Origin of the sequence: Streptomyces fradiae ATCC 10745 = DSM 40063, assembly GCF_008704425.1 — a bacterium.
GTDB classification, from domain to species: domain Bacteria; phylum Actinomycetota; class Actinomycetes; order Streptomycetales; family Streptomycetaceae; genus Streptomyces; species Streptomyces fradiae.
Map to the genome: position 1 here is coordinate 2,437,116 of NZ_CP023696.1, position 13,271 is coordinate 2,450,386.

A 13,271-nucleotide genomic window follows, 5' to 3' on the forward strand; every position below is an offset into this window, starting at 1 on the left:
TCAGTTGACCACCGCCGCCTGGGGGCGGATGGGCAGCCGGTTGACGGGGCGGCCCGTCGCCGCGCGGACCGCGGAGGCGACGGCGGCCGGGGAGGTGACCACCGGGACCGCGCTCGCCGCCTTCGCGCCGAAGGGGGCGACCACGTCCCGCTCCTCGACCAGCTTGACGATGCGGATGTCCGGGGTGTCCAGGGCCGTCGGCAGGGCGTAGCCCGTCAGGTCCGGGTGGCGGACCAGGCCGCGCGGGGTGCGGAGGTTCTCGGTGAGCGCCGCGCCCAGGCCCTGGGTGACCCCCGCCTCGATCCGGGTGGCCAGCTGGGCCGGGTTGAGGACGCGGCCCACGTCCTGCGCGACCGCCAGCTCCACGACCCGTACGGAGCCCAGCTCCACGTCCACGTCCACCACCGCGCGGATCGCGCAGAACGCCAGGCCCACGAACGCGTCGCCCTGCCCCGCCTCGTCCAGCGGCTCCGTCGGGTGCGGGCGGCACTGCGCGGTCGCCCACAGCTCCTTGCCGGCCAGCTCCTGGGCCACCGTCGTGGACAGCACGCCGTCGTACGAGGTGATCCTGCCGTCCGCGATCTGGAGCAGCTCCGTCGACATGCCGAACTTGTGGGCCAGCGGCTGGAGCAGCTGCGTGCGCACCATCTTCGCCGCGCGCTCCACCGCGCCGCCCGACACCCACGTGTGGCGGCCGTGCGCCGCCGGGCCCGCCGACGGCTGGTCCGTGTCCACGGGCGCGACCCGCACGTCCTCCACGCCCAGGACCTCCTGGACGATCTGGCGGGCCAGCGTCGAGAAGCCCTGGCCGGTCTCCACGGCCGCGCACAGCACCGTCGCCACGCCGCCCTCGACCTTGACCGTCGCCGTCGACACCTCGTCCGTGCCCTCGGCGCCCAGCATGTGGACCATGCCCAGCGCGTACCCGACGCCCCGCCGCACCGCGCTCGGCTCGCCCGCGCCCTCCGGACCGCCCGGCAGCAGCCACTCCGCCGCCGCGGCGTCCGCGGGCAGCGGCGGCAGCGGGAACTCCCGTACGGCCTGGAGCAGTTCGGCGACCGGCGCGGGGCAGGTCACCGTCTGGCCCGTGGGCAGCAGGTCGCCGGTCGCCAGGACGTTGCGCATCCGCAGCTCCGCCGGGTCCATGCCCAGCTTCGCCGCCAGCTTGTCCATCTGGCCCTCGTACGCGGCGCACACCTGCATCGCGCCCTCGCCGCGCACGTGGCCGCTGGGCGGGTTGTTCGTGCGCACCACCCAGCCCTCGACGAAGGCGTGCGGCACGACGTACGGGCCGCAGGCGAAGGAGACGGCCGCGGCCAGGGAGTCGGCGGAGGCGTCCGCGTACGCCCCGCCGTCCAGGAGGATCTGCGCCTCCACCTTCACCAGGCGGCCCTCGGTGTCGGCGTGGTGGCGGTAGCGCAGCAGCGTCGGGTGGCGGTGGGCGTGCCCGAGGAACGACTCCTCGCGCGTGGCGGCCAGCTTCACCGGCGCGCCCGTGCGCAGCGCCAGCAGGCCCAGCGGGATCTGGAAGCCCGGGTCCTCCCGGTCGCCCATCGCGCCCGGCACGCCCGTCACGACGATCTTGACCTGCTCCGGCGGGAGCCCGAAGCAGGCGGCGGCCAGGTCGCGGTCGGTGTGCGGGTCGGTGGAGGCGGTGTAGATCTCGACGCCGCCGTCGGGGCGCGGCACCGCGAGGCCCGCCTCCGCGCCGATGGGCGCGGGGTCCTGGCGGCCGATGCGGTACAGCCCCTCGACGATCACCTCGCCGGTGGCCTCGGGGTCCCCGTAGCGCAGCGGGATGTGGCGGATCAGATTGCCGTCGGGGTGCAGCGGCGGCGCGGAGAACGCCTGCTCCGGGTCGGTGACCGGCTCCAGCACCTCGTAGTCCACGATGATCGCCGCCGCGGCGAGGCGGGCCGCGTCCGGGTGGTCGGCGGCCACGGCGGCGATGGCCTCGCCGTGGTGGCGGACCACGTCGGCGGCGAACACCGGGCGGTCGGCGACGTTCCTGCCGTACGCCGCGTCGCCCGGCACGTCCGCGTGGGTCACCACGGCCCGTACGCCCGGCATCGCGGCTGCGGCCGACGTGTCGACGGACCGGATGCGCGCGTGCGCGTGCGGGGAGCGCAGGATCGCCGCCCACAGCAGTCCCTCGGCCCACAGGTCGGCGGCGTAGGGGAAGGTGCCCTCCGCCTTGGCGCGGGCGTCGGCCGGCGGCAGCGACGCGCCGAGCCCCCGGGTGGGCCGCTCCTGCTCCTTCGCCTGCTCCTGCCGGGGGAGTTCGACCGCCGGGATGGCGGTGGCCGCGTCGTTGCTCACGCCGTGCCTCCGTCGTGCGGGTGGGGGACCTGGTGCGGGATGCGGACGTCGGGGTCGTGGCCCTGGTGCGGGCCGCCCGCGGGCGGGGGCGGGGTGCCGGGGGCGGGGCCGGGCGCGTTCGCGCCTGCGGGGGCGGGCGGTGCGGGCCTGGCGGCGGCGCGTTCGGCGACGACCTCCCGTACGGCCCTGAGGGCGCCCTGGTAGCCGGTGCAGCGGCACAGGTTCCCGGAGAGGGCCTGGCGGGCCTCCACGTCGCTGGGCGCGTGGTTGCCCTCCAGCAGGTCGTGCACGGTCATGGCCATGCCGGGGATGCAGAAGCCGCACTGGACGGCGCCGCAGCGGGTGAGGGCGCGCTGCACGTCGGAGGGGCGGCCGTCGGCGGCGAGGCCCTCCACAGTGCGGACCTCGCTGCCCGCGGTGGTCGCGGCGGGCACCAGGCAGGACGCCACGAGGCGGCCGTCGACCTGGACGTTGCACGCGCCGCACTCGCCCTGCGAGCAGCCGTCCTTGGCTCCGGCGAGGCCGAGGCGCTCGCGGAGCACGTACAGCAGCGACTCGCCGATCCACGCGTCGGTGACGGGTCGGTCCACTCCGTTGACGCGCAGCGTGTACGAGGTGTGCGGGTGCTCGTCGCTGGGGGCGGGGACGGCCTCGGGGGCGGCGGGCTCGGGGTCGGGGCCGGGGTCGGGGCCGGTCTGCGGGTCGGACTCCGGGGTGGGCCGGGGGCCCGCCTCGGGGTCGGGCTGAGGGCTCGCCCCGGGGTCGGGCTGAGGGCTCGCCCCGGGGTCGGGCTGAGGGCTCGCCCCGGGGTCGGGCTGAGGGCTCGCCCCGGGGTCGGGCTGAGGGCTCGCCCCGGGGTCGGGCTGAGGGCTCGCCCCGGGGTCGGGCTGGGGGGCCTGGGGGTCCGCCTGAGGGGCGGCCTGGCCGGCGGCCTCGGAGGTCGCCTGGGGGGCGGCCTCGGGGGTCGCCTGGGGGGCAAGCCCGGGTGTCGCCTGGGGGGCTGCTTCTTCGGTACCTGCTTCGGGGGCCGCCTGGGGGGCCGCCTCCGGGGCGGTCGCTTCGGGGGCGGGGGCCGCGTCGGGGGCCGCGTCCGGGACGGGGGGCTCCTCGGGGGCCTCGGGGCTCTCCGGGGCCGCCTGGGCCTCGGCGGGCGCCGGGACTTCGGGGGCCTGGGAGGGCTGGGGGGCCGGGCCCGCCTCGGGCGCGGGGGCGTGGCCGTCGGCGCGGGCGCCGTCGACGGGTGCCGGCCCGGACCCGTCGGCGCGGGCGGTCCCGTCCGCGTCGGGCCCGTCGGGCCGGTCGTGCGGCTGCGTCTCGGGGGCGGGCGCGGGGACGGCCTCCACCGGGGCGTCGTGCGCCGGTGCGGCGGGCGCGGGAGCGTCCTGGACCGGCGACGGGACCTGGTACACCGGCACCTGACGCTCCGGGACCTGCGGGCCGGGATGCGGGGTGAGCGCCCAGGGCGCCGGTGCGCCGCCCGGCAGCGTCGCGGGCGCGTCGGCGCCGTCCGACCACGCGGGCGTCCCGCCTCCGTGCGCGGGCGCGCCGGCGGCGTGGCCCGGCGCGTACGCGGCGGCGCCGGGCCCATGCGTGCCGTGCCCGAGCGCGCCGTACTCGGGCGCCTCCTGCCCGGCGCCGTGGACCGGCGCGTCCTGCCCCGTCCCGTAAGGGGGCGTCATGCCGCCCGGCACCGTCCCGGCGGGCGTGCCGTGCGCGGGCGTCCCGTAGGGGGAAGCGTCCGGAGTGCCGTACCCGTGCGCGCCGGGGCCCTGCGCGCCCGCGTCCTGCGCCGGTGTCCCGTAAGGGGGCGTCATGCCGCCGGGCACCGCGTCGGCGGGCACCGCGTGGACGGGCGTGCCGTGGGCGGGCGTCCCGTAGGGAGCGGTGCCCGCAGTGCCGTACCCGTGCGCGCCCTGACCGGGCGTGGCCCCGCCGTCGTACGGGGGCGTGCCGTACTCCGGGGCGTACCCCTGGGCCGTACCGTACGCCTGGCCGTCCCTCCGGTACTCGCCGGACTCCTCCGGCAGCTCGCCCTGTGCGACCGGGACCGTCCACTGGCCGGTCAGGTCGGCGGGGCCGGGCGCCGGGGGGTGCTCGGCGGCCGGGGCGTGGTGGAAGTTCCACTGCGCGGTCGCGTGCGGGTCCTCGATGTGCGGGGGCACGTAGCCGTGGCCGGGCGCCTCCAGCGGGATGCCGTCCAGGCCCACGTCGGGCGGGAGCTGGACGAACGCCGTGGCGTCGCCGTCGTACTCGCCCTGCGGCGTCGGCTGCCAGCCGCCGCCGCGCGCGTGCCCGCCGTCTCCCGTGCCGTGCCCCCGGCCGTGGCCGTGGCCGGTCTCGTTGCCGGTGCCGTTGCCGGACTCGTCGGTGGTCACGACAGCGCCCTCCCCAGTGCTCGTCGGGCCAGCACGGAGACCGTGCGGCGCAGTTGCAGTACGGCGGGCGGCAGCGGGGGCGGCTCCTCGCCCTCGGCGGCCGGCGGCTGGTCCGGGATGCAGGCCGCCGCGACGTACTCGCCGAACGCCACCAGGGCCTCCGGCGCCAGCCCCCGCTCGCCGTCCCAGTCGACGAGCGAGGCGATCCAGTGCTCCGCCTCCAGCGGGCGCAGCGGCATCGGCGCGATCGCCCCGACCGCGCAGCGCACCGCGCGCCGCGCCGGGTCCAGGACGACGGCGACGGAGGCGAGGGCGCGGCCCGGTCCGGTGCGCCCGGTGGCCTTGAGGAACACCTGCGGGGCGTGCAGCAGCGGGACCCGTACGAAGGCGACCAGTTCGCCCGGTTCGAGCATCGCGCGGCCGGCGAGCAGGTGCGAGACGGGCACCTCGCGCCCGCCGGACGGGCCGGCGACGACGAGGTCGGCCTCCAGGGCGGCGAGGACGGGCAGCGAGTCGCCGGTCGGCGCGGCCGTGACGATGTTGCCGCCGAGGGTGCCGGCGTTGCGGATCTGGGGCGGTCCCGCGGCGCGGGCGGCGGCGGCGAGCGCGGGGATGAGGGCGGCGAAGTCGGGGCGGCCCATGCGGGCGTGGGTGAGGCCGGCGCCGAGGAGGGCGTGGCCGTCCTGGTACTGCCAGCCGCGCAGTTCGTTGATGCGGCCGAGGCCGACCAGTCCGGCGGGGCGCAGGCGGCCCTTGTTGACCGCGGCCATCAGGTCCGTGCCGCCGGCGACGGGGACGGCGGCGGGCATGGCGGTGAGTGCCGCCACGGCCTCGTCGAGCGAGGCCGGCAGCGTGACGGAGTGCGCCGTCCTCGGTGCGTGCGTGGTCAACCCAGCTGCCCCTTCCCGGTCTCCCGGCTGTCCCGGCCGTCCCGCCTGTGCTGGCCGTACCGTACGTGCTCACAGCCCGGACGTGGAAACTGTGGCACATCTTCGGAGGCGGCGGTCGCGAGGGTCCGCGAAGGGGTGTTCCGCCCGCGACCTCCCGTGACCTCCCGCGACCGGGCGGATGGTCCGCTTGGGGAGGGTTCGCCGGCACGGGGGCGGCGGCGCGGCGCGGGAGTGGCGGGTGCGGCGGAGTCACACGTTCGGGGGCTTGCCCTCGATCGGGCGTCCGAGGACTCCGGGGCGGCGCTGCCACGGCGCCGGGCCGGCCGGCGGCCGGTACTCGACCCCGAGCGCGTCGAGGCGCAGGAGGTGGCCCTCCATGCGCCGGGCGAAGCCGTCGTAGTCGCGGGCCTCCGGGGCGGGGAGGGTGGTGGACCACGCGACCTCGGCGAAGGCGGCGAGGCGCGGGAAGGTCTGGTAGTCGACGCGGGCGCGGCTGTCGAGTACCTCGGCCCAGACGTTGGCCTGGGCGCCGAGGACGTGCGCGGCGGCCTCGGGCGACAGGCCGGGCGGCACGGGCTCGAAGCGGTACACGTCCTCCAGCGTGCGGACGTACCCGATGGGCACGGGCTCGTCGGGCCCGCCGTCCTGGCGGTGGTCGAGGTACACGTGCTGCTCGGGGCACATGACGACGTCGTGCCCGGCCTCCGCGGCGGCGACCCCGCCCGCGTAGCCGCGCCAGGAGGAGACGGCGGCGCCGGGGGCGAGGCCGCCCTCCAGGATCTCGTCCCAGCCGATGAGGCGGCGGCCCCGGTCGGCGAGCCAGCGGTCGAAGTGCCGGACGAACCACGCCTGGAGGCCGTCCTCGTCGCCGACGCCCAGTTCGCCGACGCGGGCCCGCGCGGTGGCCGAGGCGCGCCACTGCTCCTTGGGGCACTCGTCGCCGCCGATGTGGACGAACGGCGAGACGGCGGCCGGGAAGAGGTCGAGGACCTCCTCGAAGACACCCTCGTAGAAGCGGAGTACGGCCTCGGTGGGGGCGAGGACGTTCGGGCTGACGCCCCAGGTGTCCCAGACGCCGAGCGCGGAGGTGTCCACGACGTCGGTGTTGCCGAGGTGCGGGTAGGCGGCGATGGCGGCCTGCGAGTGGCCGGGGACGTCGATCTCGGGGACGATCCGGACGTGCCGCTCGGCGGCGTACGCGACGATCTCGCGGATGTCGTCGTGGGTGTAGTGGCCGCCGTGCGGGGTGTCGTCCCAGAGCGGGGACGCGCGGTGGCCGCGCCTGGTGCGGGGGCGCCAGGCGCCGACCTCGGTGAGGCGCGGGTGGCGGCGGATCTCCAGGCGCCAGCCCTGGTCGTCGGTGAGGTGCAGGTGGAGGACGTTCAGCTTGTGCGCGGCGAGCAGGTCGAGCTGGCGCAGCACGTCGTCCTTGGGGCGGAAGTGCCGGGCCACGTCGAGGAGCATCCCGCGCCACCCGAACCGGGGCCGGTCCTCGATCCGCCGGGCGGCCAGGGCGAGGGGCGCGCCGGGGCGGACCGGGGCGCGGCGGTACGCGTCGGGGCCGAGGAGCTGGCGGAGGGTCTGGGCGGCCCAGAACACCCCGGCGGGGTCGCCGCCCGCGAGGTCCACCGCCCCGTCGGCGACGGTGAGGCGGTACGCCTCGGGCCCGAGCCCGGCCTCGACGCGGAGCCGCACGACGGCGGGGGCGGACGCGGGGGCGGACGCGGGGGCGGGTCCGGGCGCGGGGCCGGCGGCTCGGGGGGCGGAGCCGGCGGCGGGTCCGGGTGCGGGCTGCGCAGCGTCGTCGCGGGGGGCCGGCCGGAGGGGCAGGGCGAAGGCGGCGCCGAGCACGGTCCGCAGCCAGCGCTCCGTCCCCTCGGTGCCGGGGGCGGCGGCCAGGACCGTGCGGGCGTCGAGCACCGCGCCGGGGCGGTCCGGGTCCGGTACGTCGGACGCGGGCGCCGGAATGAGGTCCATCACGTCAACTCCCCCCCGGGCGTTGCATCCTGCGCAACGGGCGTTTCGAGTACGGCAACCGCCGAGGAGCCTAGGCGCGCCCCGCATCGCGGGCAAGGGGTCGAATACCGGCCAGGTCTCCGGGGGCGGGGCCGCGGACGCGCCACGGGCACGCGGGCACGCGGGCACGCGAGAGCCCCCGGCGCGGCGGTGGCGCGCGCGTTCCGCCCGCGCGCGGGGCGCGGGGGTGTCGCGGACGCGCCCGGTCGGCACCGGGGGCTTCTCGTACGGACGGACCGGCGGGACGGACGCACCGGCGGGGCAGGCGGCCCGGGGACGGACCGCGGGGCCGGCGGCGTACGGCCGGCGCCCGCGGCGGGGGCCGGTGGAGTGGCGCACCGGCGGGCCGGGGGCCCGGCACCACGGGCCCGGCAGGACCAGAGGTGCCCCCCCAGGACCCGGGAGTGGACCGGCGAGAACAGGGGCGGACCGGGGGCGGACCGGCGGGAACGGGAGTGGACCGGCGGCGGACCGGCGGGACCGGTGTCCGGCCGCGCGGCCCGGGCGCCTCCGCCTACTTCTTGTCCTTGCCGCCCTTGTCCTTGTCGCCGCCCGCGCCCATGGACTCGTAGATCTCCTTGCACATCGGGCAGACCGGGTACTTCTTCGGGTCGCGCCCGGGGACCCAGACCTTGCCGCACAGCGCGACGACGGGAGTGCCGTCGAGGGCACTCGCCATGATCTTGTCCTTCTGGACGTAGTGGGCGTAGCGCTCGTGGTCGCCGTCGCCGTGCGACACCTGCGGCGTCGGCTCTACGAGGGTCCCCGTACCTGCCCCGCGCTCGGGCTCGAGAGTGCTCATAACAGCCAAGGGTACTCACCCCGGCCCGGCTTCAGTTCAGGCTCGGGTCGTCCGGGTACGTCGCGATCATGGCCAGTTCGCTGCGCTGCCGCCGCAGTACGGCCCGCCACAGGTTCTCGGGGCGCGGGGACGACACGTCGCCGGGCTCCGACTCGACCACGTACCAGGCGCCCTCCCCCAGCTCGTCCTCCAGCTGGCCGGGGCCCCAGCCCGCGTAGCCGGCGAAGATCCGCAGGCTGCCCAGGGCGGGGCCGAGCAGCTCGGGCGGGGCCTCCAGGTCGACCAGCCCGATCGCGCCGTGCACGCGGCGCCAGCCGAGCGGGCCCTCGTCGCCGGGGATGACGGCCAGGCCCAGCGCCGCGTCGAGCGAGACGGGGCCGCCCTGGAAGACGACGCCGGGCTCCCCGGCGAGCGGCGCCCAGGGCTCCAGGATGTCGCCGACGCCGACCGGGGTCGGCCGGTTGAGGACCACGCCGAGGGAGCCCTCGTCGTCGTGGTCGAGCAGCAGCACCACCGCGCGGTCGAAGTTCGGGTCGGCCAGCGCGGGGGTGGCGACGAGCAGCCGGCCCGCGAGCGAGGACACCTCCGTCATGCGCCCATGATCCCGCATCTTCGCCCGGCGCGGAGGGTGCGCGCGGCGGTCGGCCGAACCGCTGCGTCGCGTGGCCGTTTCCGGTGCGTCGCCGCACACGCCCCGTAGGCGGCCCGTACGCGTCCCGTGCACGCCCCGGCGGGAAACGGACGGTGACGCTCCGCGAGGCGCGGGGGACACAGGGTGTTGTGCCGAACTCATTACACGCTCCGCCCCTCCGCCGCCTTACGGGGCAGGGGTGGATGCCCCTTACGCTTTTCCCTGGCCCCTGCCCGACTCCATCCGGAACGCGAGATACATGACCGGCACAGACGATGTACTGCTTGTCCACGGCGGCACCCCGCTGGAGGGCGAGATCCGCGTCCGCGGCGCGAAGAACCTCGTGCCCAAGGCGATGGTCGCCGCACTGCTCGGCAGCGAGCCAAGCCGGCTGCGCAACGTGCCGGACATCCGCGACGTGCGCGTGGTGCGCGGGCTGCTCCAGCTCCACGGCGTGACCGTCCGCCCCGGCGACGAGCCGGGCGAGCTGGTCATGGACCCGACGTACGTCGAGTCCGCGAACGTCGCCGACATCGACGCCCACGCGGGTTCCTCGCGCATCCCGATCCTGTTCTGCGGCCCGCTGCTGCACCGGCTCGGGCACGCGTTCATCCCCGGCCTGGGCGGCTGCGACATCGGCGGGCGGCCGATCGACTTCCACTTCGAGGTGCTGCGGCAGTTCGGCGCGAAGATCGAGAAGCGCGACGACGGCCAGTACCTGGAGGCCCCCCGGCGGCTGCGCGGCACGAAGATACGCCTGCCCTACCCGTCCGTCGGCGCGACCGAGCAGGTCCTGCTGACGGCCGTGCTGGCGGAGGGCGTGACGGAGCTCTCCAACGCGGCCGTCGAGCCCGAGATCGAGGACCTCATCTGCGTCCTGCAGAAGATGGGCGCGATCATCGCCATGGACACCGACCGGACCATCCGGATCACCGGTGTCGACAAGCTGGGCGGCTACGCCCACCGCGCGCTCCCCGACCGCCTGGAGGCGGCGTCCTGGGCGTCGGCGGCCCTCGCCACCGAGGGCAACATCTACGTGCGCGGGGCGCAGCAGCGCTCGATGATGACCTTCCTCAACACGTACCGGAAGGTCGGCGGCGCCTTCGAGATCGACGACGAGGGCATCCGCTTCTGGCACCCGGGCGGCGCGCTGAACGCCATCGCCCTGGAGACGGACGTGCACCCGGGCTTCCAGACGGACTGGCAGCAGCCGCTGGTGGTCGCCCTGACGCAGGCGGCCGGCCTGTCGATCGTGCACGAGACGGTGTACGAGTCGCGGCTCGGCTTCACGTCGGCGCTGAACCAGATGGGCGCGCACATCCAGCTGTACCGGGAGTGCCTGGGCGGCTCCGACTGCCGCTTCGGCCAGCGCAACTTCCTGCACTCCGCGGTCGTGTCGGGCCCCACGAAGCTCCAGGGCGCCGACCTGGTCATCCCGGACCTGCGCGGCGGCTTCTCGTACCTGATCGCGGCGCTGGCGGCGCAGGGCACGTCCCGCGTGCACGGCATCGACCTGATCAACCGCGGCTACGAGAACTTCATGCAGAAGCTGGTGGAGTTGGGCGCGAAGGTCGAACTCCCGGCCGCCAAGCCCGTCTGACGGCCCACACCCCCGGCACGCCACCTGCCGGGGGTCCGGGGGTCACCCCCGGGCTGACACAGCATGCAGAAGCCGGTGGAGTCGGGCGCGAAGGTCGAACTCCCGGCCGCCAAGCCCGTCTGACGGCCCACACCCCCGGCACGCCACCTGCCGGGGGAGGGCACCGGACCGGGGGTCTGGCCGTCAACTCCCCGCCGTGACAGTGAACTGACGGTCCGTCACCCTTGCGTTCGTAACGACGACGGCCCCCCGCGTGAACGGGGGGCCGTCGTCGTACGTGTGCCGCGTACGGCCCTGGAAAGGGGCGTACGCGGGCCGGAAGAAGGGCGTCCGCCCCCTACGGGGTGGACGCCCTCTTCACGCGCCTGTGGGGGCTTACTTGCCCTTGGCGGCTTCCTTGAGCTTCGAGCCCGCGGAGACCTTCACGCTGTAGCCGGCCGGGATCTCGATCGGGTCGCCGGTCTGCGGGTTGCGCGCGGTGCGAGCGGCACGGTGGGTGCGCTCGAAGGTCAGGAAGCCGGGGATGGTGACCTTCTCGTCGCCCTTGGCGACGACCTCACCGACGGTCTCGGCGAGCGCGGCCAGCACGGCGTCGGCGTCCTTGCGGGTCACCTCGGCGCGGTCGGCCAGGGCGGCCACCAGCTCACTGCGGTTCATGTTGTTACTCCCGTGTTCTTCTTGCCTGTGAGGCGTGAGATCGAAGCCGATGCTGCCAGGGCCCTAGGACAGTTCTCGGACCCGGGTCTGCTGTCAGACCCTCGCGCCCGAATACGCATCCTGCCCCCACCAGCGGCGGGAAAGCCAATCCGGCACCCTCCGGAGTCACACGAAAAGCGCCACAGCCCCGTCCTGGTGGTGTCCGGTCGGCCGCGCACCGGCCGCGCGAACGACGTCCCGGAGTCGGACCGCAACCCTACGGGCGGATGCGGAGGCGCACGGTCCGCGACGCGCCGGGCGCCGCGCGACCGTGCGTACCGTCACATCGGGCGACAGGCCCCGGGGGCGGCGTCAGAGCGGCTTGCCGTCGGCCGTGGCGGCCTTCGCGGCGTTGCGGACGGCACCGGCCACGGCGCCCGCGACCTTGTCGTTGAAGACCGACGGGATGATGTAGTTCGGGTTCAGCTCGTCGCCGGTGACGACGTCCGCCAGGGCGGCCGCGGCGGCGAGCATCATGTCCGTGTTGACCGTACGGGACTGGGCGTCCAGCAGGCCGCGGAACACACCGGGGAAGACCAGCACGTTGTTGATCTGGTTGGGGAAGTCGGACCGGCCGGTGGCCACGACGGCGGCGGTCTGGCGGGCGACGGCGGGATCCACCTCGGGGTCCGGGTTCGCGAGCGCGAACACGATGGCGTCGTCGGCCATGGCGGCCACGTCCTGCGCGTCCAGCAGGTTCGGGGCGGAGACGCCGATGAAGACGTCGGCGCCGACCACGGCCTCCCTGAGCGTGCCGGTGACGCCCTCCGGGTTGGTGTTGTCGGCGATCCAGCGCAGCGGCGACTCGGGCGCGGCGTCCACCAGGTCCTCGCGGCCGGCGTGGACGACACCGTGGATGTCGGCGACGACGGCGTGCTTGACGCCCGCCGCGATGAGCAGCTTCAGGATGGCCGTGCCGGCGGCGCCCGCACCGGACATGACCACGCGGACGTCCCCGACGGCCTTGCCGACGACGCGCAGGGCGTTGGTGAGCGCGGCGAGGACGACGATGGCGGTGCCGTGCTGGTCGTCGTGGAAGACCGGGATGTCGAGGGCCTCGCGCAGGCGGGCCTCGATCTCGAAGCAGCGCGGCGCGGAGATGTCCTCCAGGTTGATGCCGGCGAAGCCGGGCGCGATGGCCTTGACGATCTCGACGATGGCGTCGGTGTCCTGGGTGTCCAGGCAGATCGGCCAGGCGTCGATGCCGGCGAACCGCTTGAAGAGGGCCGCCTTGCCCTCCATGACCGGCAGGGCGGCCTTCGGGCCGATGTTGCCGAGGCCGAGCACGGCGGAGCCGTCGGTGACGACGGCGACGGAGTTGCGCTTGATGGTGAGGCGGCGGGCGTCCTCGGGGTTCTCGGCGATGGCCATGCACACGCGGGCGACACCGGGCGTGTAGACCATGGAGAGGTCGTCGCGGTTGCGGATGGGGTGCTTCGACGCCATCTCGATCTTGCCGCCGAGGTGCATCAGGAACGTACGGTCGGAGACCTTGCCGAGCACGACGCCCTCGATGCCGCGCAGCTTGCCGACGATCTCGTCGGCGTGGGCGGTGGAGGTGGCCGCGATGGTCACGTCGATCCGCAGCTTCTCGTGGCCGGAGGCGGTCACGTCGAGGCCGGTGACCGAGCCTCCGGAGGACTCCACGGCCGTGGTGAGCTGGGAGACCGCTGTTCCGCTCGCGGGCACCTCCAGCCGGACCGTCATCGAGTACGAGACGCTGGGCGCCGTTGCCATGGCCGTGTTCCTCTGCTTTCCCTGGTCTGCTGCCGCCTCCGGCCGCGCGGGCGGCCGTGCGAGGCCTTCCGATAGTCGCACCTACCGGCCGGTAGGAGGTAATACGGTCGTTTCGTTCTCGGAAACAGCTTTCCACGATGCGAGAGACCGGGCGGCGGCGCGTCGGCGGCGGTCGCGGTCCGGCGGTGGGGCGGCGGACGACGGG

Annotated in this window: 9 protein-coding genes; 1 reads left to right on the forward strand and 8 read right to left on the reverse strand. The window is 75.9% G+C overall.

What is annotated here, in order from left to right:
- The 6 genes from CP974_RS10865 to CP974_RS10890 form a co-directional block, all read right to left on the reverse strand.
- Positions 1-2,319, reverse strand: a complete 2,319-nt coding sequence (locus CP974_RS10865) for a xanthine dehydrogenase family protein molybdopterin-binding subunit (protein WP_031131147.1) — start codon at positions 2,317-2,319, stop codon at positions 1-3.
- On the reverse strand, positions 2,316-4,694 hold the full coding sequence (locus tag CP974_RS30125; protein WP_150485796.1) for a (2Fe-2S)-binding protein: 2,379 nt from the start codon (positions 4,692-4,694) through the stop codon (positions 2,316-2,318). Before CP974_RS30125 ends, CP974_RS10865 begins: the two co-directional genes overlap by 4 nt.
- Positions 4,691-5,584: an FAD binding domain-containing protein gene (locus CP974_RS10875; protein WP_031131409.1), complete on the reverse strand. Its 894-nt coding sequence runs from the start codon at positions 5,582-5,584 to the stop codon at positions 4,691-4,693. Before CP974_RS10875 ends, CP974_RS30125 begins: the two co-directional genes overlap by 4 nt.
- Before the next feature lie 249 nt (positions 5,585-5,833).
- Positions 5,834-7,561 (reverse strand): beta-N-acetylhexosaminidase, encoded by a 1,728-nt coding sequence (locus CP974_RS10880; protein ID WP_031131407.1) that lies wholly within the window; start codon positions 7,559-7,561, stop codon positions 5,834-5,836.
- Positions 7,562-8,114: 553 nt separating this feature from the next.
- Positions 8,115-8,402, reverse strand: a complete 288-nt coding sequence (locus CP974_RS10885) for a DUF3039 domain-containing protein (protein WP_023588437.1) — start codon at positions 8,400-8,402, stop codon at positions 8,115-8,117.
- Between the two features lie 31 nt (positions 8,403-8,433).
- Positions 8,434-8,994, reverse strand: coding sequence for a YqgE/AlgH family protein (locus CP974_RS10890; RefSeq protein WP_031131405.1), 561 nt, complete (start codon positions 8,992-8,994; stop codon positions 8,434-8,436).
- 298 nt (positions 8,995-9,292) lie between these two features.
- Between CP974_RS10890 and murA the strand changes: the two genes are divergently transcribed.
- Entirely contained in the window at positions 9,293-10,633 is a 1,341-nt protein-coding gene (murA, locus tag CP974_RS10895) for a UDP-N-acetylglucosamine 1-carboxyvinyltransferase (protein WP_031131403.1), read from the forward strand.
- Positions 10,634-11,008: 375 nt separating this feature from the next.
- On the opposite strand, the gene CP974_RS10900 is transcribed toward murA, so the two are convergent.
- Together CP974_RS10900 and CP974_RS10905 are read right to left on the reverse strand one after the other, a co-directional pair.
- The gene (locus CP974_RS10900; protein ID WP_010470168.1) at positions 11,009-11,290 is read right to left on the reverse strand and encodes an HU family DNA-binding protein; all 282 of its coding nucleotides are present in this window, start codon (positions 11,288-11,290) and stop codon (positions 11,009-11,011) included.
- A 351-nt stretch (positions 11,291-11,641) separates the two neighbouring features.
- The gene (locus CP974_RS10905; protein ID WP_031131401.1) at positions 11,642-13,066 is read right to left on the reverse strand and encodes an NAD-dependent malic enzyme; all 1,425 of its coding nucleotides are present in this window, start codon (positions 13,064-13,066) and stop codon (positions 11,642-11,644) included.
- Positions 13,067-13,271 lie beyond the last annotated feature (205 nt).

Coding starts and splice junctions, on each gene's coding strand:
- CP974_RS10885 (WP_023588437.1), bottom strand. CDS start 8,402: ATGAGCACTCTCGAGCCCGAGCGCGGGGCAGGTACGGGGACCCTCGTA.
- CP974_RS10890 (WP_031131405.1), bottom strand. CDS start 8,994: ATGACGGAGGTGTCCTCGCTCGCGGGCCGGCTGCTCGTCGCCACCCCC.
- murA (WP_031131403.1), top strand. CDS start 9,293: ATGACCGGCACAGACGATGTACTGCTTGTCCACGGCGGCACCCCGCTG.
- CP974_RS10900 (WP_010470168.1), bottom strand. CDS start 11,290: ATGAACCGCAGTGAGCTGGTGGCCGCCCTGGCCGACCGCGCCGAGGTG.
- CP974_RS10880 (WP_031131407.1), bottom strand. CDS start 7,561: ATGGACCTCATTCCGGCGCCCGCGTCCGACGTACCGGACCCGGACCGC.
- CP974_RS10905 (WP_031131401.1), bottom strand. CDS start 13,066: ATGGCAACGGCGCCCAGCGTCTCGTACTCGATGACGGTCCGGCTGGAG.